Genomic DNA, 22379 nt, shown 5'->3' with positions numbered 1-22379 from the left:
AAAAGAAGAAGGGAGAAACGAGAATTTTTCCATCCTTCTTCCTCCTTCCCTCTTTCTTCTTCCTTCCTACAAATGACTATTCAAACCGGATACGCGATCGCCAATATCGCCACATTGAAAACTCTAACTTCTAGCCAGAGGGTTGATGGTTATTCACGTCAAGTCCAATCTGATGCCAATGGGCTACCTTCCTGGTACACCTTCATCAATGCAAGCACCGCTACTGGCGATGATGATTTAGTATTGCTGCCTTCGGACAACCCTAGTACTGGTAGATGGCTAAAATGTGGTGGCGTTGGTGGTGCGGCTTTTGGAGGGTTGATAATTTGCACTACTAATTGCACAACATCGGCTGGTGGAAGCGGTAAGGCGATGCAATTTTACGCGCCGCAAACCAATCTAGGTTTAATAATCCAGCCTAGCTTTGGCATCAGCATTCAGTCGGGTAGTAATGCGATCGCCATCTATAGATGGTCGGCAACGCCCAACACTGGCATGACCGGAAAAGAAGCTAGCCCAATAGCTCAATTACCTAACACCGGGGGCAAATTCAATCTCACAATCAACTCAACCTACAAATGGATTTCGATATTTGCGAAAAATCCAGCTAATAGTAATTACTTGGATGGAGTTTGCTTTGTAGCTAATGGCAACGTAATTACTTTGTTGGGATATTCATGATTAATAAAATTTTAGAAATCGGTATTTCATTATTCTGTGCAGTTGTAGCAGCAATCATTATTATGCCACTGCATTTGATATTCGCACCTCTTGCTCAAAGCAATCAACCATGTGTTCCAGATGATGATGATGATAGATAATTTAATCGCTCTATTTTTAGGCAGAGTAATTACTCTATTTCCTAATTATTTATCTTTACTAAAAAGGTTAGAGATTGGTGTATTTTTCTACTGCTGGCGTTGTTACCTTGAAGCCAGGAACCTCCCTGCCTATTACGGGAGACTCGACGATAACTTAAAGGAGCAAGCGCTTTCTGAGTACAATCACGCCCAAGTATTTTGTCAACTTACTGGCTCTAAATTAAATATGTCCGGTGCGGGGCTGATGAGCCGGGAGGAGAAAGCGGCGTTTGATTGGGGCTGCGTCAACTGGGATTCTAGCGGTGAATCCTACCAAGTGGACGGGATGAGTACGAGATACTTGTCAGCCAAAATCTTTTTCGGATTTCGCACTGCCAATTCTTACAATTGGGAAAATCGCCTAGCTTTTATGTGCGTCCTCGAAGATTTTCAACATTGTTTTTACAAGCAGCTTTTGAGGTTCGTACCACCAGAAGTGCAAGAAAAGTTAGCACCAATTATTGAAGATGAACTAACTCACGCTATCAATCTTCATGCTTCTTTGTGGTTAATTTCTGGGGTCAGGCGATCGTCAAATTTATTGCTTATCTGGCATACCCGAAGATATTTAGCGCTGATTTGCATTCCATTTGATGCCCTAAAATTTGCTTTGGGAATTCTGTAACCGTTCGCACAAGCGTGATGCTTACCTATGCCTACTGAATTAGATCCAGCAAATCCAACTCCAACTCCCACTGAAACTAAGCAATACTCTGACGAAGAGATCACTAAAATCCTCAATACGGCCCAAGCTACTCGCAAAGAAAGAGATGAGGCTGCCAAAAGGGCTAAAGAATTAGAAGCTCAAGTCACTGAACTTTCGGACAACTTAGAAAAAATTAAGGGGATTGATCCCAATAAATATCAAGAACTTGAAAAATTAGCCCAGACTTACGAGGAACGCAAGCTTGAAGAACAGCGTAATTTTTCAGAACTTAAAGAGCGCTGGACTGCCAAGGAAGCAACTTTAGTGCAGCAAGTTCAGCAGCTGCAAGAAAACCTCAAGCAAAATCAGATTATCAACGCCCTAGAAAAATCTTTCTATGCCACCGGGGGCAAGTCTGGCAAAGATGACGACGGATATACCTACTTTGACTTGATTCGCGATCGCGCCGCAAATTACATCGTCCTTGATGACCAGGGAAAAATTACCATCATTGACCCTCGTGACAAAACGCCTCTTAGAGATCCCAAAGGCGTTAACTTCACTGTTGATGATTTGATGTTGAAATTGCGATCTGGTGGGCCCACGGCGGCACTTTTTGACCCAGTAAACAACGGCGCTGGCGGTGGCATGACGCGAAGCCAGGGTAGCCAAAACGGTGCGATGGTACGAGAGCAAGTCATGCAGATCAGCAGCCGCAGCGATCGCTTGGCAAGGGCCAGACAACTGGGAATTCAGTGACACACTCCCCGGAATTGAATTCAGGGGATTCTAGGGTCAAACAGTGATTGCAGGCATAGCCTGTCTTGCATTGGTTGTAACCCTAGTTAAAATTTTTCACTCTTGTTAAGTTGTGGCGGCGGGGTTATGAAAAATTTTTCAGGTATGCTTTCTTATTTTGGATTGAAAAATTGTTGTGACTTGCCGAATTGCTGCTAGAGAATACATCTTTAAGAGCTTTGTTGAAGTTGAAGTAGCAGATTTTGATGACCAACAGATTCAAACCTTTGCCCATCAGTGGTTTAAGCTCAAGAAACCAGAAAAAGCAAAGAAGTTAATTCAAAAACTCCAAGAAGATAAGCCGATTAAAGAACTAGCAACTATCAATCTCCTACTTGGTCATTACAATTAGGAGTCTTAAAAAGCAGATAGTGACTGCCATCTGCTTTTAGACATGTTCATCCCCAATTAAACACACATTTTTCGGAATTGCTTGAGATTGACTCAAATTACTTTCTTTTTCACGGAAAATTTGTTCGTGGCAGAATGATATTGCTCTGATCGCAAACACTCTTCTTCTATGCCAGCCACAGATAATCCTCATTCCTTGCTCGTGTTGGGTTTCGTTCCTCAAGCCAACCTACTATTCTTCTTAACCCAAGCGGATTGTGCTATATTTGACAACGGTAGCCTCAATTACGAATTACGAATTATCTGTGACTCGTCCAGTCAAGATTGCAATTATCAATACCAATTGAGTAAGGTCAATCGGTTTAGCTAGATGCATTTGGAAACCAGCATCAATTGCCATCTGCCGCTCTTGCTCGCTGACATAGGCAGTGATTGCTGCTGCTGGAATTTGTCCCCCAGCAAGAGCCTCAAGCGCTCTCACCTGACGAATCAGGGAGAAACCATCCTCCTCTGGCATCCCAATATCTGCTAGAAGCACATCATATTTGCCAGGAGATTCAGTTAAAGTAGCGATCGCTTCCCTTGCCGATGTCACAATTACTACTTCAGCCCCGAAGTCTTCTAATATCCACTTTAGTAAGTCGCGGCTATCCGCTTGATCGTCTACAGCCAAAATGCATAACCCTTCAAGGGTAAGGGGTGGATTTTTACCATCTAATGTGTCCAGAGTCTCTGACAAAATGATCGGCTCTAAATAAATTGGCGGTGTAATCTCCAACGGCATTGAGCGCAGAGGCAGCCTGACAATGATCGTGGTTCCTCGTCCCTCGCCTGGACTTTGCGCTTGAACTGTTCCACCATGAAGTTCTACAAGATGACGGACGATTGACAAGCCTAATCCAAGTCCCTGAGTTGTTTTGCTGCTGCTGGAATCTCCTTGGCGGAAGCGCTCAAACACATAAGGCAGCAAGTCTGACCGGATGCCAATTCCTGTGTCGCTGACTCGAATTTCAGCATGAGTATATACAGCTTCGAGCATAATTCCCACTCGCCCACCGGCTGGAGTGAACTTAATCGCGTTAGAAAGTAAATTCCACAGAACTTGCTGTAAGCGATCAAAATCTCCGACAACCGTCGCCGAGTTCAAGTCTGAAACAATTTGAATGGTTTTCGCCTCTGCGGACAATTGGACAGACTCAATCGCGGCATCCACTACTGAAACTAGATCAATTAGACGAGTATTTAAATGAAGCTTGCCACTCGTAATCCGTGAGACATCCAGCATATCATCGATTAACTGAGCTTGCACTTTAGCACTCCGCTCGATCACTTCCCAGGCACGAGTGACTGCTTCTGAATCTAAATTGCGGGTGCGGAAAAGTTGCGTCCAGCCCAGTATAGTATTGAGCGGGTTACGAAGTTCATGGGAGAGGTTCGACAGGAATTCATCTTTGGCTCGGTTGGCAATTTCCGCCTGTTGACGGGCTGACTGCTCTTGTGCTATAATCTTAGACCGCTCTAACTCTAACTGTTTGCGATCGCTAATATCTTCAATCGCCAGCAAAATCATTTGAGCCTCTCCCTGCTCAATAATTTTCCAACCATTGAGCAGCATGGTTTTCTGTCCAATCTGCTCAAAGTGATGCTCTACCTCCAAGTTTTGAATACTGGTATCGTTGGCGAGAATGTCTTCTAAGAGCGATCGCAGTCCCGGCAGGTTCCATTGACCGTTTCCTAGTTCAAAAATCAGAGATTGGGCTGTCTCTGATGGTGAAACCTGAAATGTTTCATAAAACGAGCGATTGGCTTTGTTCACCCGCAAATCAGAATCAAGCACAATTAATGGCACTTGTACCGTCTCCACAATCGCTTCAGCGTAATTCCGGGCTTGTTCTAAGGTTACTGCACTGCGTTTGAGAACATCAATATCTATTAACACTAAGACTACACCGTCAATGTGGTTTTCTTTAGTGCGATAAGGACGGATGCGGAGGTTGTACCAATGTCCCCTTTGGGTTTGGACTTCTAATTCTTTGATGCTGAGTGTGTCAAGTACCTCCAAAATTAGAGCTTCTAAGTCAGGAATATCGAGATTCGTTCTGATGTCGCTCAAGGGTCGTCCCGCATCGGCAGGAATTAAATTAAAAAGCCGTTGCGCCATTGGCGTAAAACGTCGAATGCGTAAGTCCGAAGTCAATATCAAAATGGGAATATTGATACTGGCAAGCAAATTCGTGAGATCGTTGTTTACTTGGTGTAATTCCAGATTTCGAGAGCGAAGTTCTTCATTGGTTGTGTTGAGTTCTTCGTTGGTTGACTGAATCTCTTCTTTGGCAGTTTCTAGCTCCTCATTGGTGCTTTGTAACTCTTCATTACTAGAGAGGATTTCTTCATTGGCAACTTTCAGGTCTTGATTGATATGCTCCTGCTCTTGGATCACCGCTTGCAGATACTCAAGAGTCGCAGCTCGCTCTTGCTGGGCGGTTGCGAGTTCCTGCCTGAGCCGAACAATCTCACGGTCTATATCTCCCGGCTCTGAGCTTTGAGAATTTACCGGAGTGAGGTTGTTAACCGTGGGTGGGGCTGATTCAAATAAAACCAGAAAGTAGAGTTCTTCGTCAGTGGAAGACTGGAATGGAATCACCTCAATATTGACGATTCTTGAAAGATCGCCCTCTTCAATCGGTAACCCTTCTCTTCTAACTAGAATTTTTTGCCGTTGTGCTTGATAAATTGTAGCGCGTAGCTCGACGAGCAAGCCGGAGCGCACCATTTTGAATAAGTTAAGACTCGCTTTCCCAGGTGTAAGTTTGAGGTAGAGAGCGATTTCTCCTCGAAATTGCAGCACGTCCATCTTGTCGTTGATCACTACACCCACTGGGGCATAGCGATTCAAAATCAGTTGGTCAGTTTTTCTCTCTAAGTTAAACTCATCCGATGGATTCTTAAACACCCTCTTAGGTTCGTCCAGTTTTACCATCGGATAATTGCTGGTAACGAACGAAAAAGTTGGACGAATTGCGGTTAATTTCTTGGTATAGATTTTATACTTTTTGTCAATGGGAGTAAACAAGTCTGAATATTTACCTGTACTTTCTGAAGTCCCTAGCAGCAGAAAGCCAGTCGGGTTGAGACTGTAATGAAAGATCGGCAGTATCCGTTTTTGCAACGCTTCGCCCAGGTAAATCAGTACATTCCGACAGCTAATTAAATCTAAGTTGGAAAAAGGGGGGTCACTGCCCAAGTCTTGTCGGGCAAACACGCACACTTCGCGGACAGCTTTGCTAATCTGATATCCACCGCCCTCAATGGCATTAAAGAATCTGCGGCGGCGCTCTGGTGAAACCTCCACCATTTGATTCTCTGCATAAATGCCGGATCTGGCTTTGTCAATCGCCCTCTCGCTGATGTCTGTGGCAAAAATTTGGAGCGGCAACTGGGTTACTTTATCCGCCAAAAACTCCAGCAAGGAGATGACAATTGAATAGACCTCCTCGCCCGTCGAACACCCCGCCACCCAAATCCGAATCGGCAACTCTGCCGACTTGTTTTGCATGATGGTAGGAAAGACTCGCTCTCTCAACAGTTGAAATGCTTCGGGGTCACGGAAAAAATAGGTGACGTGGATCAGAATTTCTTCAGAAAGCGCCTTGACTTCAACCGGATTCTGTTGTAAATACTGGGCATAATCCTCCAAGCGTTCTAGTTTATACAACAGCATTCGCCGCTGAATTCGGCGATCGAGGGTGTTAGGCTTGTAGTGCCTGAAGTCAACGCCAGTTTGCGATCGCAATAATACAAATATAGTCGCCAGGGCATTTCCCTGTTCGGGCAATTTCTCAACGGCGATCAGTGGCAATGAGTTAGAAATAAAAGGATTGCGACTGAGGTTTACCAGTTCCTCGGCGATTTTTTCCGGCGGTAGCACAAAATCCACATTCCCGGTGGCAACAGCAGTATTGGGCATACTATCGAATTTTGCTGTGTCTTCACACTGGGCAAAAGTCACGCCTCCAGCTGCCTTGATTGCCTTCAGCCCCAGTGAACCGTCTCCATCCGCCCCAGATAAAACTACTGCGATCGCTTTGTGCCCTAGATCTGCTGCCAATGAAGTAAAGAATGCATCAGCAGGCATATATTTACCATGAACTTTCTCTCGCGGCGTGAGTTCCAACACGCCACCAGACAAGATCATCTTGGTATTAGGCGGAATAATGTAGACCTTGTTAGGTTCTACAGTCACGCCGTCTCGCACTTCAGTGACAGGCATTTGAGTTGTCCTTGCCAGAATCTCGCTCAACAGACTCTTGTGGTTAGGAGCTAAGTGTTGAATCAGCACAAATGCCATCCCTGTATCGGTAAGCAAATGCCTGAGTAACTGCGTAAATGCCTCTAATCCACCCGCTGAGGCGGCAATGCCAACGATGGGAAATAAAGTATCTTTATTGTCTTGTTGCTCTGCGTCGAACACTTCATTAGCGGTAGATTCAGATACAGGTTGCTCAGAGGGTTGATCGGATGTCATAGGATGAAGTTTAGTACCGCAATGCTTTGGCGGCTAAGGTTTATATTTTAAGTTGGTTTACCAAATAAAAGTAGGAGGCAGGAAGAAAATATATTTTTTGGCTTTCGCTACTTTCTTAACAGCACCCTAATTTTATTTATGAAAAACAAAAAAATATTTATCTGAATATCCAACAAATATAAACTCTAAACAATTTTAATTTTCCGGTTTTTGCATGAGAATAGTTACCAAAGTTTAAGCGAAGCCATTCTTGAGAGTTGAATCTTTAACACTGGGTCACTTTGGCATTCTTGTAGAAATTCCTCAGGTGGACATTCCCCCATCGCTGCATAGGATTTAAGTCGATTGAGTCGCTCTTGTCGCAACTTAGAATTTTGAGCTATTTCTTGCGGGACTGTGGAATAATCCGACAAATTGATACCCCACTGCGGGTTGCACTTTATTAACTCCATCACTGGATAGGCGTGGCTTGAATTTAAGAATTTTTTTTCTTTAAGTAAGCGGCGTCTAAGTATCCAAGAGTATAAGAATATATCTCCTGTATAGAAACCTGGGCTTTTAGTATTTCTAAAAGTGTAGATACAATTGTAAATAATTCGTAGTAGTCATTATTGTCCGTAGCTTTTCTAAGACAATTGTCTAGAAGCCTGTCATATAATTTTTTTCTATAAATACCAACTGTATCAAGTTCACGGATTTTTTCAAAAATATCGGTAGTAACATCTATTACAGTGATTGGCAGAAAAGTAATAAGAGATTCCTCTTCAAACTCAAACCACTCACCATGAACTCTTTCCATTTGATTTAAATCATGTAATTGTTTTTCATCGGACACAGCATGGATTGTGTAAAAGCTGTTTACGATTTTCAATGGATAAGGAGACTGATTTTTTAGAGTTTCATGCCTTTTAATGGGTTCAACCGAGCGACCTATTTTATAGCGCTTTGTTCCTTGGGCATGGATCAAGTAAATCCATCCTGCGTTTTTGCTACAATCAATCATGTGTTGCTCCTTGAAAACAATACCCCCAGTCGCAGTCTACAAAGTTTTTGCACTTAACAAGTCCTGAATATTCCATTTATGAGTAAGAGACAATCTCTTCAGTTTGATTCTGAGCAATGGATCATCAAGGCATTCTTGTAGAAAGTCGGACGGGGGTTGTTCTTGTCTAGTTGCGAAGGATTTGAGCTTCGCTTCACGTTGTGATCGCAGTTTAGAACTTTGCGGAACTGTCGAATAATCTGATAAATTTATGCCCCACTGTGGGTTATTGGTAATTGCGCCCATGAGTGATCGAGAATGAGGCGTTTTCATAAGGACTGCGATTGCGTCAAGGGAGGGGCAAATCCCCAGATTTGCACTCTCTAGGATATTCAATATCTCACTATTTGTAAGAATTTGCTTCGTCAGCACGGATGGCGCGGCGGAAGAAAAGCCCTCATGACAGTCTCTCACTTCCTCGCCAGAAATCTCATTTTCTACTGACAACGAAGTAGATTGACCCTGTACAGAATCTACAAGCGCTAGCGTTGTGCAGTCAGTTGCCATAGGCAAGTCCTCTTTCTTCTCTTCCACGCTTTCGACAAGCTGAGGCGATGCACCCCCCAAGGGTGCGATCGCCGTCTCGTCACCAAGCGAAATCTCGTTTGGCGTGGAAGAGACACACATCACAAACTCTTTTGAAGAGTTTGTGATGTGTTCTTGAGCAGTTTGTGAGGGTTTCTGTAACCCTTGCTCTGAGTGGGTTTTGCCTGAGATAGGTGCTTGATTTGAAGCACGCATTTCTTCAGAACCAGCATCTATTTCTTTATCTTCAGAATTTGGTTGTTGTTTTTGAGCAGAGGGTTCAAGTTTTGTAGAATCTACTTCCTCCCAAAAATCCTTCATTCTGCTGCCGTGTAAATTCCGCACAATCCAGCCCACAGTTTCCCGCCCGTCTTGTATCGACTTGTCAGGCTTGAAAATAAACAGCCCACTTTCAGACAAGATTTTCTTGGCTTGAATGAAAGTGCTGTAACCCAGATTTGTGGTCAACGGCATCCACCGAGAACCGTAGGGGTCAGATGTCCAACATTCCTGCCACAATTGAGTGACCGAGGACTTTTGCTGTGAAGCCCAAAGCATGTCTTCTATCGGAATAATCACGTGAAGCCTCTTGTATGGTGATTCTGACTTGCGATCGCTTGATGATTTTGATAATGATTGTTTTGATGCTAATGCTGCACTCATGACTCACCTCCAAACGAGCGATATTGCTTCAACACCTGCTGTTTTAGTGCATCAAATCTCTGTTTTTCTTCCTCTGATACCTCACCAATCAGTCGTTCAATCTCAGCCCTCTGAATAAGTCTTATCTGATGGCTGGTGATAGCAGGCAATGCTCTTACTTCAACCTCATTACCAGGACGGAACTGACGACGGCGGAACATAAACCGAAAATGTCGCTTATCCTGTGACGGTAATTTCTCCCAGACATCCGTATCCCATCCAGGCGGTATGAAGTCGGCTGATATCGGTAGCAGGTTTTCTATTTGGGATTGGAGGAGGGCGATCGCTCTACCTTGTTCTTCAATTACCCGATTTTGTTGTTCAAACTTTTCTAGTAACTGCGGAATTACTTTTACCGATTGTTTGGCTATAGCTTCACAAGTCAGAAAATATTTTCGGATCTGCTTGCCCTCTTCACTCTTGGACAGCATCCCCATTTCTTTGAAGCACTCCACTGTTAAGTAGATATTTTCCGTGGGTCTACCCGGTTTTGAATTCTCCACCTCAATGTGGAAAATATCATGGGGTAAGGCTTCTGGCGATTCCTCTGGAGGCTGTACGAAATAATCTAAATCTCGCTCAAAGTAACTAACTAGTGTTCTTTTGGCGCTGTCTTTCCGGCTATACCCAAGCACCTGCCAAGCCCAATCAAAATCTATAATCTGGTTGCTGTCGTGCAACTGTTGAGCAAGTTCAAGCGTAAATTCTCTATTCATTGCCTTATCTCCTTTGTATAGGCGAACAGAATTAACCCCAATGCAATGACAGGGGTTGATATTTTTCTTGAGCGGTCTGGTTTATGAAAAATTTTTCAGGGATCAGTTAAACACAGTCCAATTTTGGGTGTCATAAACACAGACCAAAATTTCTATTCCAAATGAAACTTATATTTTTAGCCACTGCTTTTACTATTTGCGTTCTCACCAGCTGTTCGTCACAAGGGGGATCGTCATCACCTAGTAAACAACCGCTCATTAGCGCGGATTTGACTTATGAGGATTTACAAATACTGGAGAAACAAAATAGTCTTGAGATTGAGCAATTAGCTCAAGAGTACAAAGAGTGCATAATTAAATATCGCCAAAAAAGTCAGTGCGAATATTTGACAGTTAAAGCCCAAGCCGCATGGAAGGAGACGATAATTTTAAACAAAAGAATGGGTGATATGCTTGGTTTTAATGTCATGTCAAAACTTTGTGAACTCAAGCCGGGATCTTCTAAATGCGATGAGGCACAGAAGTTCAAGCAAAAGCTTGCTGACCTTAACAACTACAAGTAGATCCGTTGGGAGCAAAGCGATCGCCATTAGTCGAGGGCGATCGCTCTACTCGTTTTCAAGCCGTTCAACGCGGGTCAAGATTTGCTGAATTTCAGATTGCATTTCTCGCATATCAGTGCGGATATCCCGGATTTCTGTCACTAGCACCATAAAGTTTTCCTGGTGCTGGTTAGCAATGCCAATCAGAGAACTAACCGAGCTAGTTAACTCGCCTACAGTCTCCTGCAACTGGACTACTGACTCCTGTAACTGAGTAGATGTTTGTCGCAAATCAGCATTCACCACCACTTGATTATCAAGTTGCTGTGACACACGCTCTAATGTCGCTTCTATCCGGTCTAATCTATCTGGCCTATCTTGAGTCATAAAATCTCCATTATTATGAGCGATCGCACTCTTCTGATTCCAAATGCTTTGGCGCAGTCCGCCGCAGGCATCGCAATAAAGCGTGAGAACTGAAGGTTGAAGGAAGACGGCAGCCGCCGCGACCCATTAGAGCAGTCCGTTACCAACTGATATTGGACGGTGCTTGCCATCTTTTATCCCTCGCGCCTCAGTCTTGCGAATAACAAGTGCTTGCGACAAATGTGATTCGCGTTTGGTGCGATCGCTTCTGGTGCAAGCAAAGGTGATCGCTTATCTGATAATACCATTCGTTTCCCTATTGGGATACAATTAATTTGTAAAACAACAAACCCGCCTTACCTAGTCGGTGGGGGCGGGTCTTCCTTCACAATCAAAAGTACTTTTTGTAATTTTTGCCTCAACACTTTTATTTCTGTATTGAGGCTGTTAATTCCCCCTGGCGAAATTCCTTAACGCTTTCCAATTGCTGCTTTATTTCGGCAATCTCTCGCTCTAATTTATTGATGCGATCCCCGTTCTCTTCATCGTCTAGAGAAATTTCGCCTTTCACAAATTTCTCTGCCAGTTTTAGCAATGCTTCGCTGATGTTTAGCCCTACAGATTCAGCTTTGGCTTTAAATTGCATTTGAAACCCGCTTGATGCTCGTGCTGCCAGACGAACATCTTTTTCGTTGTCTTGCGTGCTTTTTGCTCTTACCATATCAATCCTTAAAACCAGTTGTAAATCAAGCATAGCACCCGTTTCCCAGTCTTTTGTGTTTTGTTTCCCGTTTGGTTGACTAAAGGGAAACAAATGGGATACATTAGATATATGAGGCGGAAGAGAAACCGGAAGCCAATTAAAAAAGCGATCGCCACGACTACCAATCACTGCGATCGCCTTTTATCAAGTCACCCCGAAAAGGATAACTATGAATCAAGTATATAACCGTGAGCAACTAGAAGCCCTAAAGCGCCCTCAACTGTGGGCAATTTGTGAAACTCAATCAAAGCCAAAGTACCCCGCTTGTGTAAAATGTGTTGAGGCCATTCTAGAAAAGCAGCCAGTAAAAATCGCTGACGCTGACTTAAAAATTGATTTTCCCAAAACTGAAGATAACGTAACTTTCACCGACATTGACGGGTTTTACAACTTTGAAGTCACCGTTAAGGGTATTACCATCGCTGAACTTTCCCATGATGCGTTCAACTCTTCAAACCCTTGGTATGTGTCTGTTTCTGGGGTTGAGGTTTACCGCTCTACGCTTTACTGTGAGGCGACTGATTGGGTCAAATCCCAGTATGTTGCAGGTGCATTAACTCTTCACCAAGCACAACCAGTTCAAGTTTTAACAACACGAGAAGAACGGGCTGCAACTATTGTTGTGTTAGAGCAACACGGTGATGAGTTTGTGGTGCATAACTGTGAAAATGACCATTACTATGTCGTTCGCCCCAATCACCTAGAACTGTCGGAGCGCTGCGAATGTGCTGATTGTCATTACCGCTCGGTCAAATGCAAACACCAAATAGCTGTAGAAAACTTTTTGGGGCAACGGCTGGAGCAAGTAATCTTAACCTGTGCAGTCAGCCTTGAAGAGTTACTGGATAAGCCGTTTGACGAACTTAGCGCATTGGAATGGGAGCGGTTAAAGAATTATCCCGCGGCCTCCGAAAGCATGGAACTGGTTGCAGCGTAACTTGTTTGGGGGTGGGCAATTGTCCACCTGAAAAATTTTTCATGAATGAGGCGTAATCATGTTGAAAGTTGGAAATTTGGTAATTAATTTGAATGCGATCGCCTACGTTGATTTAGAGGCAAAGAAAAGTTACATCGTAGATAGAGAACAGACTCAAGGTGTCAGAATTCACCTCTCAATGTCTGACAGTGAAGGGAATCCAACAACTTTATTTTTTAAGGGTGAAGAAGCCGAGTATTTGCGGAAATATTTCAACGCTGTAGCATCTTTGTGTGGGAGTGTGGAAGATGTTTAAGATTTTCACAAACGATGGAAAGTTGGTTATTGATTGTGAATTTTACGACTTTGAAGATGCAAGCGAATATGCACAAGCAGAACTTGGACTACAGATAGGGAATTTTATTGTTCGCAAAGTCGGATTTGGTGAACAGTACAGTTTTACCAAGGAGGACTTGTGAAAAATGCAAAAACTAATTTCTGCACTCATCAAAGCTAAAGCTGAATTCCAGCCAATTCACAAAAATAAAACCAACCCTCATTACAAATCACAGTACGCCGATTTAGATTCGGTGTTAGATGCTGTTACCCCGGCTCTTAATGCTCATGGGCTAACGATAATTCAATTGGTTGGAATTGTTGATGGCAAAACTGTACTGGAAACAAGGCTCTACCACGATTCGGGAGAAAATACTTGCAGTGTTTTTCCCTTGCCAGAAACGAGCGATCCACAAAAAATTGGTTCTGCTCTGACCTATGCGCGACGTTATAGCTTGTGTGCAATTCTAAGCGTAGTCGCTGATGAGGATAACGATGGTAACGCCGCGTCAGAAAAAAACACCGAAACTAAAGGACGATTGCAGTTAAAAGGTTCTACCAATGGAACGGCAAAAACTGTAGTACATCCGCAAGACTTACGAGTTAAACAAATTCGTGAAATCTTAAGTTACCCGCGAGATTTGATTGTGGAATGGTTGCAATTTCAGAATGCTGAACGCCCTAGTCAGCTTGAGGTGAGTTTGGTTGATGAATTAATCAAAACTATGTGCTTGGCTTGGGCTGCTGATAAAATTGACCATCCAAACCATGCTCAAAACAGTTACCTCAAACACGTAACTGGCGTGGTTGCCCAAGGATATCAGGAATTGGAAGCAATCAAGCAGTGGATGCAGCACGTTCAACAAACACATCCTGCTTCGGTTAGGGCATAGTTTCACCAAGATTTTACCAACAACAGAATTTAGGAAGATGAAAAATTTTTCAGCAGCTTTGTGCGCTGCTCTATTTCTCATACATTTTTTTACCCTGAGAGCGATTGCCGCCAATAACGACTGCACACGAGAACATGCTTGCAAGGGTTTTGACAGGAGAGAGTCATGAACCAACTAACAGAAACACTCGAAATCGCACTCAAGGAACAGAGACACGATTTTGTGTGCAGCAGTTTGGCGCAAGTCATGACCTTCCTTGAAAACCAAGGTTTCACATTTGATGAAGTGCTGGACGGTTTGGTGAATTACGCCCTTGTTAATTCTTACTCTGTGGATACAGTTTGTGACCTTGTTAAAGCAACACTATCAGCTAGAAAAAAGCATGGTTAGTGAGATGGATAACTGCTGCTTCTTGCGCCGACATAAATGCTTGTACAGAAAGGCTAGACGCGATAAACTTCCACGCCTCATTGACAAATACGGAAACAGATGTTTCTGGTGTGAGTGCCATCTAGTACCAGAGACGATGACCATTGACCACTACATTCCCCTTTCAAAAGCTGGGAGTAACAAAACCGATAATTTACGCCTAGCAAGTTAGCGGCTGTAATCAAAAACGAGGTAACGCCATGCCAGAAGATACACCAGAAATTATTGCCGAGAAATCCTGTATTCGCTTTCCTAGCCATTGGTCACAACCCAAATATCATTTCGGGCAACTGGTAAAACAGGGTCGAATTATTGGGATTGAATACCAATCACCAGGGACAAGAAGGGCTTTCGACTTGGGCAAAGGATGGATTTATGCTGTGCTGCTTGATGACCAGGGGTATGACACAGACCAGCTTAAAGAGTCTGAGATCGAGTTGCCGTCATTAGAAAAGTTAGAAAACGAAATCAACTACGAAAAATCACTTGTTGAGATTCATCAAAATAACAAAGCCGTCTTAACTGAACAATTAGAGGAGTCCCAACATGATTGATTCTGAGCAAAAAATCTCAATTCGCAATGCTTTGCGAGATACCAGAAGAGAAGGGCTGATTAATTTTGTGGAAGATTTGATTGGACTGTTGGATCAAGAGGGTTTTTCGTTCCAAGACCTGTTGGAGGCATTAGCAGGCTGGGGATATCGTCAACAGTCACCACCACCTGATGAGGTGATTAGGCATTTGGAGAATGCAGTGTCGGAACTGCATCACCTGAGCAGAAACCAAAATAAGAATTAAGGATATATCAGCAGCCACCCAACAGTCGGGTGGTTTTTTGTTGGGGTCGAGGATTAAGAAATCTAGCACCAATCCTCATTCCCCATTCATGAAAAATTTTTCACTCTTGTTAAGTTGTGCTTGGGGGCGGGGTTATGAAAAATTTTTCAGGTATGCTTTCTCCTCATTGGATTGAGAACTGGAGGGCGATCGCCAAAAAGCTTGTATGTATAGATTTGTCGCCTGTTCAGTTGCGTTGGAAACAAGCGATCGCATTCGCCAGAGGGGTTATGAAAAATTTTCCAACAATGGTGAATTTGGAATTGCTGCAATCAATAAATTCTCCATCTACACAAAACTTTCCCCTACCTATTTTGTTGTAAATCAGAGTTTTGAAGTGGAGGTTGGTTCATTTTGCTAATCCTACAACCCCAACAGGTGAGAACCCGCCGCTGCACCCAGCCAGATTGCAACTTTCACAATTATTGGCTTGGCTGCTGTCCAAATTTTCTGACCAGATTCTACAGTCTTAGTTGTTTTTTCAAGAGTTTCTGCCACAGATCCCAAACGCTCTAATGCTCGATTTTTATTCGGTTCTTCTTTATCTGTGGCTTTTTTGGCAGCACTCAAATCTTCAATTACTTCTTCTTTAGTATTTGCTGGGAGTTCTGCACCTTGAATTAAAGTTTCAAGTTCTGCCAGTAACTTGACAACATCCTCTTTAGTGAGCAATTCTCCGGTATCTGCACCCACTTGATTTTGTTGTGTCACCTGATTACCATCACCAAGCACACCTTGGTTATTGTCACCTTGAATTGCGCGGTTGTTATCGCCTTGCAAGTTTCTGATATCGCCGCCTACAGAACCACCAACTGAAAAACCACCTGGATTGCTAGTCATAGTACTTACCTGTCCTACTTGGATATTTGAATAAAAACTAGGACGTTGTAGTGCTGTCGTTATCATCTTTTGTAAATCAGAAATTCTGCTATCCTTTTCTGCTATTAATGCTTTAACTTCTTGTTCTGCCAAAGCTTTGAGTTGATTATAAATATCAAAATATTCTGCACTCAGTTGGGACTTGTCAGCTGTAGCTGCCGTTTTAGCACGAAGCAAAAACTTATCCTCTCCCCGTTTCTCCATTGCCACAATTTCTAATTCGGCATCGGGGTGATTCTCTGCTAACTGCTTAAAGGAAATTGCGATCGCCCTTGGGTCAACACCTTGGCTGTGGTAGAGGTCGAGTGTGTCAAAAATTGGTTGAATAAAATCGCCAAACTCCCCATCTGCAAAAACCTCTTGTCTGTTATCCGGCTTGCGAAACGGGTCAGGGTTTTCTCTTGTGGGCAGCCGCATATAAACGTACTCACATCTAACCCCATCAAATTTAGTTGTATTTGTAATCCCCCAATCTTCAATGTACGCGCCTGTGAGTGTTGCACCTGTAAAGTTAGTGCCGTCAAGTTGCGTCTGCTTTAGCCTTGCTCTTGACAAATCGGCATCTTGTAAATTGGCTTCACTGAGATCAGCCCCAATAAAGCTGGCATCTGCTAGGTTAGCTGCTTGTAAGTTGATACCTCGCAGGTTTTGACCATCAAAGTTATTGTCCTGTCCCTGTCCTGTAACCAGCAGTTGACGTACTTTTTCGTTTTGAAGATAAGTTGAGTCAGTCCGAACACGGTCAAGCATTTTGGCTTGATGCCAACGGCTACAGAAAAGGATTGCGTTTCTCAAATCTGTACTTTTGAGTGTGGCTTGGGTGAAATCAGCACTGGTTAAGTCAGCGCTACGAAAACTTGTACCTCCTGTTGCAGCAAAGGCAACAGCCAAATTGCGAATTAAGGAGTGCTTTTGATCTCCTTTCATGGCTCGCCAGCCGATGTAGATACTAAATAACGTTCCGACGACGGCGAAGGCGAAGACGACGGCTCCGGCTAAGGCGAAGGCAAAGGCTCCGGCGAAGGCGAAGGCGAAGGCGAAGACGACGGCGAAGGCGAAGGCAAAGGCTCCGGCTAAGGCGAAGGCGAAGGCGAAGGCGACGGCTCCGGCTAAGGCGAAGGCGACGGCTCCGGCTAAGGCGAAGGCGAAGACGACGGCGAAGGCGAAGGCAAAGGCTCCGGCTAAGGCGAAGGCGAAGGCGAAGGCGAAGGCGACGGCTCCGGCTAAGGCGAAGGCGACGGCGACGGCGATGGCTCCGGCTAAGGCTCCGGCTAAGGCTCCGGCGACGGCGATGGCGAAGGTTCCGGCGACGGCTAAGGCTCCGGCGAAGGCTGCGGCGAAGGCTGCGGCGAAGGCTCCGGCGAAGGCGAAGGTGGAGGCGGAGGCTAAGGCGACGGCTAAGGCGAAGGCTCCGGCGAAGGCTAAGGCGACGGCTAAGGCGAAGGCGAAGGCGGAGGCTAAGGCGAAGGCTAAGGCTCCTAAACCAGCTATTATTCCTTGGCGAATCGTGATGAAGAAAAAGGGAATCAATGTGATTAGAGCAACCCAGCCGTCAATCTGCTGGTTTCTACTGGATGAGCTAAATATCTGCGACACAAAGTAACCATTGACAGCCCAGAAAAATCCTGAGAGTCCTGATAATAAGAACGAGACAATAACTAAACCAATTACCCAATGCAGTTGGACTCCCGCTTTGGCATGACTGAAGTTTGCCCGTGTCAGATTAGCATTCGTAAAGTTTGCCCCTCGGATGTCGGCATAGCTGAAATTTGCACCCACAAGGTCTTTCCTACCTTTAAAGTTGCGTCCTCGGAGATTTTGACCAGAGAAATCTAAAGCCATGTTCCATTTGATGGAGGTGAGCAAATTTTACTACACGCTCGCCGCTTTCAATTCAGGAATCGTCAGATATTCCTTCTTGTTGCATGAGAATATTTACCAAAGTTTTTGTAATCCCATTCGTTTAAGTTGAATCTTCAACACCGGGTCACTAAGACATTCAAGGAGAAATTCGTCAGGTGGGCATTCTCCCATCGCCGCATAGGATTTGAGCTTAGTTTCACGTTGTGATCGCAATTTAGAATTTTGAGCTATTTCTTGCGGGACTGTTGAGTAATCTGATAAATTGATACCCCACTGTGGGTTATTGGTAATTGCACCCATGAGTGAACGCGCATGAGGTGTTTCTAGCAGGGCTGCGATCGCTTCAAGGCTTGGACAAATCCCAAGATTTGCAGCATCTAGAATATTTAATATCTCGGCGTTTGTAAGAATTTGTTCATGCTGCACAGATGGCGCTTCTGCCATCGCAACATCCTTCCTATCTGCCCACAGTCATCTATAACACCACCCAGTTGGGTGGTGTTTTTATTTAGGGATAATCGCTTTTTCTCTATACCCTTAAATTCCCAGAGTAACCTCAAGGGCTTTGGGGCAAGAGCGTTGGGAATTCAATAGATAAGAACTGACTGAGTGATTCAGCAATCCATTAATTCATTAGTCGTAGGCGTGATGCCGATGGCGAACAGCAATAAACTCTTCCCTTGGCATCAGGATCATGGCAATGACTCTTTTGGAGGCAGCAAAAATTGCTCCCTCTGTTCAAACTGCAACGATTATTGAAGAATATGCGGCATCAAGCGACATCCTCCGCGCCATTCCTTTTGAGGATGTTGTGGGGACTGGTAAGCACTACAACCGCGAAGATAAGCTCCCAGGCGTGGGGTTCCGTGGTGTAAATGAAGGTTACGCGGAATCGGTAGGCGTTCTCAATCCTCAGTCAGAGGCACTAAAAATCTTCGGCGGCGACTTAGACGTAGACCGCGCCATTATTGATATGCAAGGGATGCAAGTGCGTTCTGTACATGAGATGCAGAAGATAAAATCCCTAGCACTGGCATGGACTTACAACTTCATTAAAGGCGATTCCACTATCAATCCACGCGGATTTGATGGGTTGCAAGTGCGCCTGACTGGATCGCAACTAATTTCCAACAACGATGCCGGTGGGCCGCTTTCACTTACCAAATTAGATTGGCTGATTGACCAAGTAGACACACCCACACACTTAATCATGGGTAAGTCAGCCCGCCGAACATTAAACCAGGCGATTAGAAATCGAACGATCGCAGGCGATGTTGACTTTAGTCAAGATGAGTTCGGCAATCGCGTCATGCACTATAACGGCTTGCCAATCCTGATCGCCGATTACGACAATAACGGCAACACCATCATGGATTTCACTGAAATTAGTCCTGATGGAACTTCCAGCACTCAATGCCAGAGCATTTATTGCGTTTGCTTCAAAGAAATGATGCTCAATGGGCTGCAAGGCGCTGTAGATGGAGTCTTTGGTGTTTCTTCCCGTGACTTGGGTGAACTGGATACAAAGCCCGTATACAGAACACGGGTGGATTGGTACACAGCGATCGCTGTCTATCACGGTCGTGCGGCGGCTCGGTTGTATGGGATCACCAACGCCCCTCCGATTAGCTGATATCTCATTGTTGAAAAATTTTTCAGGATTAAATATATGGCTCGTTCAACTATTGCCAATCGCCGTGCGATCTTGCTTGATGCAAGCTTGATTCTGCGCGATTTCACGGCTGGAATTGCCGTCAGTGCTACCACTGCTGAGACTGCGATCAGTAACACAAATGTCGCCGAACTTTGCTACTACAAAGCCGTGGTAGATGTCGCTGCTCACACTGGATATGCAGCCGGGACAGCACAATGGGCAATCACCATTGAAGCTTCTGCCGATAACTCAACTTTTGTCCCCGTTGGCACTGTTATCCCCACAGGAGTTGCCAACCGATTCCAAATTCCATTAAGCGGTGAATGGGTCGAGAAAAATCTTCCTAGCGCTAGCTACACCAACATTATTTATGTTCGCGCCAAAGCTACCAAAACTGGCAGCCCTGGCAACTTGAATTATGGAGCGTTTTTAGCAGCATGAGCGCCCCAGTAACTCTTTACAGTCCAGATGGAAAGCGCACTCGTGAGATTGCTGCCATTGATGCACCGGGATGGATTAGAGCAGGATGGCTCAAAGAGCCGCCTGTATTGGTGCAGTCCGTTGCTGCACCAGATTCAGAAGTTGAGGATTTGCACGAGCCTGCACCTACGATCCTTGTACCCGATCCAGTAGCCCAGTCCACTACCAAATCTAAACGAAATGACGTACCAAGAGACGGCGTATCAGAAGGTTAACGTCGTTGACGCTGACGGCAATGTGATCACCTCTTTTGGCGGAGGCGGAGGCGGTGGCGGGGATGCCTCTGCCACCAACCAACAAAGCCAAATTACCCTAGAAACTGCGATACGCGATCGCCTACCTTCTGCAACAGTTGGCGATCGCTTAAAAACAGATGGTAGCGGCGTAACTCAGCCAGTATCAGCTGCAAATCTGCCATTGCCAATTGGTGCAGCGACCGATACGACCTTACAGCAGGTAAGGGATGCAATAAAAGCACAAATTGATATCGCATCGACAATCTGGACAGATAATAGTGGGGCTTTTTATGTTCGGCGTGACTTGATAAATGAAGGCGCAGGGGCGATAACCGTAGCCTTCACAGATCCTTCCGGGACTGCCGCAACTCCCGGTGCTGGACTGCACCCATTAGCTAGCACCGATAAAGATACAATAACTGATTTCTATGATGTGCTTACTTCAGGCACAGGTTATTCAATTGGTGATTTACTTGCCAGAGTTGGCATATTAGATGCCAATAGTAGTACCCCATCAGTCACAGCTATTTGGTTAAATCTTTCGCTCGGCACAATTTTAGGATCTGCCCCCACAAGCGCAAATATTGAAAGGGCAAATGAAAATATCGGTGCAAGACAGGTAGGTATTTGGAGTGTTACTGCCAATTTAGATACTACAGATAGCACTTATTTATCAAACTTAAATACTGCTATTGGTACTCCAGTCGCGGGGGCAACAATGCCTACTGGAGGGGCGGGGTGGTTCGGGTGGCTTTCAGCAATTTGGCTATTAATTAGTACTAGATTTCCAACACTAGGTCAGGCACTTTCTTCTGCTAGTACTCCAGTAGTTTTGCCTGCCAGTCAAATTACCGCACTCACTCCGCTATCCACTATTACTGTAACTAGTGGAGGATTTATTAGCACTGCAACAATACAGCGTGCTGCTAATGTTACGCCCTATACAGCCAATGATGTTTATGGTGCCGCTTTTAGCCTTCCAAATATTGTTGGAGTTGCTAATGCAAATATTATTCTGACCTCGATAGATATTATTTTTAATATCTCTGCGATTCCGGCTGGTATGAGTTCTTTTATGCTTTATTTGTATTCGGTAACACCCCCAAGTGCGATCGCAGATAATGGAGCTTTTTCTCTACCTTCAGGTGATAGAGCATCAATTCTTACTCCTACAGGAATATCTCTAGGAAGTGCTGTACTGGCAACTGGTGGAGGTACAGTGGTTCTCGAAATAGATAACTTAAATCTGCAATTTGCCCCTGCTTCTACTTCTTTGTTTGGCTATTTAGTAACTAGCGGGGCTTTTACTCCTGCCGCAAATAGCGAAACCGCAACTATTAGAGCAAGGGTATTAACAGTATGAGAGCAATACAATTAATATCTAATTCGGCAAAAGTCCGATTAAGAAATAAGTATTTTCCTTTATCACCTATTTCTGATTATATTGCAGTAAGAAATATAAACTACGGGAATTTAGCTGATACATTAAGTACCCCTAGCGGTACTTATCCTGGTAGTATTGCTTTTGTTGGAGGCGTATTACTGCCTAATGGAAACGTATTTTGTGTACCTTATAATTCAACAACCGCAGCAATTTACAATCCGAACACAAATACATTAAGTACTCCTAGCGGTACTTATCCTGGTAGTGGTGCTTTTATTGGAGGCGTATTATTGCCTAATGGAAATGTATTTTGTGTACCTTCTGGTTCAACAACCGCAGCAATTTACAATCCGAACACAAATACATTAAGTACTCCTAGTGGCACTTATCCTGGTAGTGGTGCTTTTTATGGAGGCGTATTATTAACTAATGGAAATGTATTTTGTGTACCTTATAATTCAACAACCGCAGCAATTTACAATCCGAACACAAATACATTAAGTACTCCTAGTGGCACTTATCCTGGTAGTGGTGCTTTTGTTGGAGGCGTATTATTAACTAATGGAAATGTATTTTGTGTACCTTATAATTCAACAACCGCAGCAATTTACAATCCGAACACAAATACATTAAGTA

The 22379-nt window shown here is 44.2% G+C and carries 29 protein-coding genes; 19 read left to right on the top strand and 10 right to left on the bottom strand.

Going from position 1 to position 22379, the window contains the following annotated elements; translation table 11 throughout:
* Positions 1-72 precede the first annotated feature (72 nt).
* From V7K67_RS08750 to V7K67_RS08730, 5 genes are all read left to right on the top strand, one after another.
* Positions 73-681: a hypothetical protein gene (locus tag V7K67_RS08750; protein WP_335166090.1), complete on the top strand. Its 609-nt coding sequence runs from the start codon at positions 73-75 to the stop codon at positions 679-681.
* Positions 678-821 carry a hypothetical protein gene (locus tag V7K67_RS08745; protein ID WP_334731105.1) on the top strand — a complete coding sequence of 48 codons (144 nt, stop codon included), beginning with the start codon at positions 678-680 and terminating at the stop codon, positions 819-821. The genes V7K67_RS08750 and V7K67_RS08745 overlap by 4 nt, the downstream gene beginning before the upstream one ends.
* The gene (locus tag V7K67_RS08740; protein ID WP_335166088.1) at positions 802-1485 is read left to right on the top strand and encodes a hypothetical protein; all 684 of its coding nucleotides are present in this window, start codon (positions 802-804) and stop codon (positions 1483-1485) included. Before V7K67_RS08745 ends, V7K67_RS08740 begins: the two co-directional genes overlap by 20 nt.
* Before the next feature lie 27 nt (positions 1486-1512).
* A complete protein-coding gene (locus V7K67_RS08735) occupies positions 1513-2265 on the top strand; it encodes a hypothetical protein (protein WP_335166086.1) in 753 nt (250 codons plus the stop codon).
* Positions 2266-2440: 175 nt separating this feature from the next.
* Positions 2441-2656: a hypothetical protein gene (locus tag V7K67_RS08730; RefSeq protein WP_335166084.1), complete on the top strand. Its 216-nt coding sequence runs from the start codon at positions 2441-2443 to the stop codon at positions 2654-2656.
* Positions 2657-2947: 291 nt separating this feature from the next.
* Here the strand turns inward: V7K67_RS08730 and V7K67_RS08725 are convergent, their stop codons facing one another.
* The 4 genes from V7K67_RS08725 to V7K67_RS08710 form a co-directional block, all read right to left on the bottom strand.
* On the bottom strand, positions 2948-7180 hold the full coding sequence (locus V7K67_RS08725; RefSeq protein WP_335166082.1) for a chemotaxis protein CheB: 4233 nt from the start codon (positions 7178-7180) through the stop codon (positions 2948-2950).
* 475 nt (positions 7181-7655) lie between these two features.
* A complete protein-coding gene (locus V7K67_RS08720; RefSeq protein ID WP_335166080.1) occupies positions 7656-8183 on the bottom strand; it encodes a GIY-YIG nuclease family protein in 528 nt (175 codons plus the stop codon).
* A gap of 36 nt (positions 8184-8219) precedes the next feature.
* Positions 8220-9410 (bottom strand): hypothetical protein, encoded by a 1191-nt coding sequence (locus tag V7K67_RS08715; RefSeq protein WP_335166078.1) that lies wholly within the window; start codon positions 9408-9410, stop codon positions 8220-8222.
* Positions 9407-10165 carry a DNA-damage-inducible protein gene (locus tag V7K67_RS08710; RefSeq protein ID WP_335166076.1) on the bottom strand — a complete coding sequence of 253 codons (759 nt, stop codon included), beginning with the start codon at positions 10163-10165 and terminating at the stop codon, positions 9407-9409. Before V7K67_RS08710 ends, V7K67_RS08715 begins: the two co-directional genes overlap by 4 nt.
* A gap of 161 nt (positions 10166-10326) precedes the next feature.
* Between V7K67_RS08710 and V7K67_RS08705 the strand changes: the two genes are divergently transcribed.
* On the top strand, positions 10327-10728 hold the full coding sequence (locus V7K67_RS08705) for a hypothetical protein (RefSeq protein WP_335166074.1): 402 nt from the start codon (positions 10327-10329) through the stop codon (positions 10726-10728).
* 45 nt (positions 10729-10773) lie between these two features.
* On the opposite strand, the gene V7K67_RS08700 is transcribed toward V7K67_RS08705, so the two are convergent.
* From V7K67_RS08700 to V7K67_RS08690, 3 genes are all read right to left on the bottom strand, one after another.
* Positions 10774-11094 carry a hypothetical protein gene (locus tag V7K67_RS08700; protein WP_335166072.1) on the bottom strand — a complete coding sequence of 107 codons (321 nt, stop codon included), beginning with the start codon at positions 11092-11094 and terminating at the stop codon, positions 10774-10776.
* Entirely contained in the window at positions 11091-11264 is a 174-nt protein-coding gene (locus V7K67_RS08695) for a hypothetical protein (protein ID WP_335166070.1), read from the bottom strand. The genes V7K67_RS08700 and V7K67_RS08695 overlap by 4 nt, the downstream gene beginning before the upstream one ends.
* A 236-nt stretch (positions 11265-11500) precedes the next feature.
* A complete protein-coding gene (locus V7K67_RS08690; RefSeq protein ID WP_335166068.1) occupies positions 11501-11827 on the bottom strand; it encodes a hypothetical protein in 327 nt (108 codons plus the stop codon).
* A 178-nt stretch (positions 11828-12005) separates the two neighbouring features.
* Here V7K67_RS08690 and V7K67_RS08685 point away from each other — a divergent pair, with 178 nt between their 5' ends.
* The 4 genes from V7K67_RS08685 (at position 12006) to V7K67_RS08670 (ending at position 14371) form a co-directional block, all read left to right on the top strand.
* Positions 12006-12773, top strand: coding sequence for a hypothetical protein (locus V7K67_RS08685; RefSeq protein WP_335166066.1), 768 nt, complete (start codon positions 12006-12008; stop codon positions 12771-12773).
* Positions 12774-12831: 58 nt separating this feature from the next.
* A complete protein-coding gene (locus V7K67_RS08680) occupies positions 12832-13068 on the top strand; it encodes a hypothetical protein (RefSeq protein ID WP_334731123.1) in 237 nt (78 codons plus the stop codon).
* A 166-nt stretch (positions 13069-13234) separates the two neighbouring features.
* Entirely contained in the window at positions 13235-13981 is a 747-nt protein-coding gene (locus V7K67_RS08675) for an ERF family protein (protein ID WP_335166063.1), read from the top strand.
* A 165-nt stretch (positions 13982-14146) separates the two neighbouring features.
* Complete coding sequence (locus V7K67_RS08670; protein ID WP_335166061.1) at positions 14147-14371, top strand: hypothetical protein; 225 nt, start codon at positions 14147-14149, stop codon at positions 14369-14371.
* On the opposite strand, the gene V7K67_RS08665 is transcribed toward V7K67_RS08670, so the two are convergent.
* A complete protein-coding gene (locus V7K67_RS08665; RefSeq protein ID WP_335166059.1) occupies positions 14352-14492 on the bottom strand; it encodes a hypothetical protein in 141 nt (46 codons plus the stop codon). The two genes, V7K67_RS08670 and V7K67_RS08665, sit on opposite strands and share 20 nt — an antisense overlap.
* 15 nt (positions 14493-14507) lie before the next feature.
* Here V7K67_RS08665 and V7K67_RS34315 point away from each other — a divergent pair, with 15 nt between their 5' ends.
* The 4 genes from V7K67_RS34315 to V7K67_RS08650 all read left to right on the top strand — a co-directional run bounded on the left by V7K67_RS34315 (position 14508) and on the right by V7K67_RS08650 (position 15570).
* Positions 14508-14582, top strand: coding sequence for an HNH endonuclease (locus V7K67_RS34315; protein ID WP_442943792.1), 75 nt, complete (start codon positions 14508-14510; stop codon positions 14580-14582).
* A 28-nt stretch (positions 14583-14610) separates the two neighbouring features.
* Positions 14611-14964: a hypothetical protein gene (locus V7K67_RS08660; RefSeq protein ID WP_335166057.1), complete on the top strand. Its 354-nt coding sequence runs from the start codon at positions 14611-14613 to the stop codon at positions 14962-14964.
* Positions 14957-15208, top strand: a complete 252-nt coding sequence (locus V7K67_RS08655) for a hypothetical protein (RefSeq protein ID WP_335166056.1) — start codon at positions 14957-14959, stop codon at positions 15206-15208. Before V7K67_RS08660 ends, V7K67_RS08655 begins: the two co-directional genes overlap by 8 nt.
* Before the next feature lie 134 nt (positions 15209-15342).
* On the top strand, positions 15343-15570 hold the full coding sequence (locus V7K67_RS08650) for a hypothetical protein (RefSeq protein WP_335166054.1): 228 nt from the start codon (positions 15343-15345) through the stop codon (positions 15568-15570).
* 40 nt (positions 15571-15610) lie between these two features.
* Here the strand turns inward: V7K67_RS08650 and V7K67_RS08645 are convergent, their stop codons facing one another.
* Together V7K67_RS08645 and V7K67_RS08640 are read right to left on the bottom strand one after the other, a co-directional pair.
* Positions 15611-17968 (bottom strand): pentapeptide repeat-containing protein, encoded by a 2358-nt coding sequence (locus V7K67_RS08645; RefSeq protein ID WP_335166052.1) that lies wholly within the window; start codon positions 17966-17968, stop codon positions 15611-15613.
* A gap of 93 nt (positions 17969-18061) precedes the next feature.
* The gene (locus V7K67_RS08640; RefSeq protein ID WP_335166050.1) at positions 18062-18433 is read right to left on the bottom strand and encodes a hypothetical protein; all 372 of its coding nucleotides are present in this window, start codon (positions 18431-18433) and stop codon (positions 18062-18064) included.
* Between the two features lie 250 nt (positions 18434-18683).
* Between V7K67_RS08640 and V7K67_RS08635 the strand changes: the two genes are divergently transcribed.
* The 5 genes from V7K67_RS08635 to V7K67_RS08615 all read left to right on the top strand — a co-directional run.
* Positions 18684-19622, top strand: coding sequence for a major capsid protein (locus V7K67_RS08635; RefSeq protein WP_335166048.1), 939 nt, complete (start codon positions 18684-18686; stop codon positions 19620-19622).
* 36 nt (positions 19623-19658) lie between these two features.
* Complete coding sequence (locus V7K67_RS08630; protein WP_335166046.1) at positions 19659-20084, top strand: hypothetical protein; 426 nt, start codon at positions 19659-19661, stop codon at positions 20082-20084.
* Entirely contained in the window at positions 20081-20338 is a 258-nt protein-coding gene (locus V7K67_RS08625; RefSeq protein ID WP_335166044.1) for a hypothetical protein, read from the top strand. The genes V7K67_RS08630 and V7K67_RS08625 overlap by 4 nt, the downstream gene beginning before the upstream one ends.
* Positions 20304-21722, top strand: coding sequence for a hypothetical protein (locus tag V7K67_RS08620; RefSeq protein WP_335166042.1), 1419 nt, complete (start codon positions 20304-20306; stop codon positions 21720-21722). Before V7K67_RS08625 ends, V7K67_RS08620 begins: the two co-directional genes overlap by 35 nt.
* Positions 21719-22379: hypothetical protein (locus V7K67_RS08615; RefSeq protein ID WP_335166040.1), on the top strand; the 661-nt coding region annotated here is incomplete at its 3' end. The genes V7K67_RS08620 and V7K67_RS08615, both read left to right, overlap by 4 nt.

Source organism: Nostoc sp., assembly GCF_036917155.1.
Lineage (GTDB): Bacteria > Cyanobacteriota > Cyanobacteriia > Cyanobacteriales > Nostocaceae > Nostoc.
Note: the sequence above shows the minus strand (reverse complement) of the source record. Positions and strands in the feature narration are given on the sequence as shown.

Excerpts from the sequence above, each read along its gene's own strand:
- V7K67_RS08710 (WP_335166076.1), bottom strand. The coding sequence starts at position 10,165 with ATGAATAGAGAATTTACGCTTGAACTTGCTCAACAGTTGCACGACAGC.
- V7K67_RS08665 (WP_335166059.1), bottom strand. The coding sequence starts at position 14,492 with ATGGCACTCACACCAGAAACATCTGTTTCCGTATTTGTCAATGAGGCG.
- V7K67_RS08620 (WP_335166042.1), top strand. The coding sequence starts at position 20,304 with ATGACGTACCAAGAGACGGCGTATCAGAAGGTTAACGTCGTTGACGCT.
- V7K67_RS08630 (WP_335166046.1), top strand. The coding sequence starts at position 19,659 with ATGGCTCGTTCAACTATTGCCAATCGCCGTGCGATCTTGCTTGATGCA.
- V7K67_RS08720 (WP_335166080.1), bottom strand. The coding sequence starts at position 8,183 with ATGATTGATTGTAGCAAAAACGCAGGATGGATTTACTTGATCCATGCC.
- V7K67_RS08725 (WP_335166082.1), bottom strand. The coding sequence starts at position 7,180 with ATGACATCCGATCAACCCTCTGAGCAACCTGTATCTGAATCTACCGCT.
- V7K67_RS08640 (WP_335166050.1), bottom strand. The coding sequence starts at position 18,433 with ATGGCAGAAGCGCCATCTGTGCAGCATGAACAAATTCTTACAAACGCC.
- V7K67_RS08635 (WP_335166048.1), top strand. The coding sequence starts at position 18,684 with ATGGCAATGACTCTTTTGGAGGCAGCAAAAATTGCTCCCTCTGTTCAA.
- V7K67_RS08700 (WP_335166072.1), bottom strand. The coding sequence starts at position 11,094 with ATGACTCAAGATAGGCCAGATAGATTAGACCGGATAGAAGCGACATTA.
- V7K67_RS08750 (WP_335166090.1), top strand. The coding sequence starts at position 73 with ATGACTATTCAAACCGGATACGCGATCGCCAATATCGCCACATTGAAA.
- V7K67_RS08690 (WP_335166068.1), bottom strand. The coding sequence starts at position 11,827 with ATGCTTGATTTACAACTGGTTTTAAGGATTGATATGGTAAGAGCAAAA.
- V7K67_RS08745 (WP_334731105.1), top strand. The coding sequence starts at position 678 with ATGATTAATAAAATTTTAGAAATCGGTATTTCATTATTCTGTGCAGTT.
- V7K67_RS08680 (WP_334731123.1), top strand. The coding sequence starts at position 12,832 with ATGTTGAAAGTTGGAAATTTGGTAATTAATTTGAATGCGATCGCCTAC.
- V7K67_RS08695 (WP_335166070.1), bottom strand. The coding sequence starts at position 11,264 with ATGGCAAGCACCGTCCAATATCAGTTGGTAACGGACTGCTCTAATGGG.
- V7K67_RS08625 (WP_335166044.1), top strand. The coding sequence starts at position 20,081 with ATGAGCGCCCCAGTAACTCTTTACAGTCCAGATGGAAAGCGCACTCGT.
- V7K67_RS08650 (WP_335166054.1), top strand. The coding sequence starts at position 15,343 with ATGAAAAATTTTTCAGGTATGCTTTCTCCTCATTGGATTGAGAACTGG.
- V7K67_RS08675 (WP_335166063.1), top strand. The coding sequence starts at position 13,235 with ATGCAAAAACTAATTTCTGCACTCATCAAAGCTAAAGCTGAATTCCAG.
- V7K67_RS08685 (WP_335166066.1), top strand. The coding sequence starts at position 12,006 with ATGAATCAAGTATATAACCGTGAGCAACTAGAAGCCCTAAAGCGCCCT.
- V7K67_RS08735 (WP_335166086.1), top strand. The coding sequence starts at position 1,513 with ATGCCTACTGAATTAGATCCAGCAAATCCAACTCCAACTCCCACTGAA.
- V7K67_RS08705 (WP_335166074.1), top strand. The coding sequence starts at position 10,327 with ATGAAACTTATATTTTTAGCCACTGCTTTTACTATTTGCGTTCTCACC.
- V7K67_RS08740 (WP_335166088.1), top strand. The coding sequence starts at position 802 with ATGATGATGATGATAGATAATTTAATCGCTCTATTTTTAGGCAGAGTA.
- V7K67_RS08670 (WP_335166061.1), top strand. The coding sequence starts at position 14,147 with ATGAACCAACTAACAGAAACACTCGAAATCGCACTCAAGGAACAGAGA.
- V7K67_RS08655 (WP_335166056.1), top strand. The coding sequence starts at position 14,957 with ATGATTGATTCTGAGCAAAAAATCTCAATTCGCAATGCTTTGCGAGAT.
- V7K67_RS08715 (WP_335166078.1), bottom strand. The coding sequence starts at position 9,410 with ATGAGTGCAGCATTAGCATCAAAACAATCATTATCAAAATCATCAAGC.
- V7K67_RS08645 (WP_335166052.1), bottom strand. The coding sequence starts at position 17,968 with ATGGCTTTAGATTTCTCTGGTCAAAATCTCCGAGGACGCAACTTTAAA.
- V7K67_RS08660 (WP_335166057.1), top strand. The coding sequence starts at position 14,611 with ATGCCAGAAGATACACCAGAAATTATTGCCGAGAAATCCTGTATTCGC.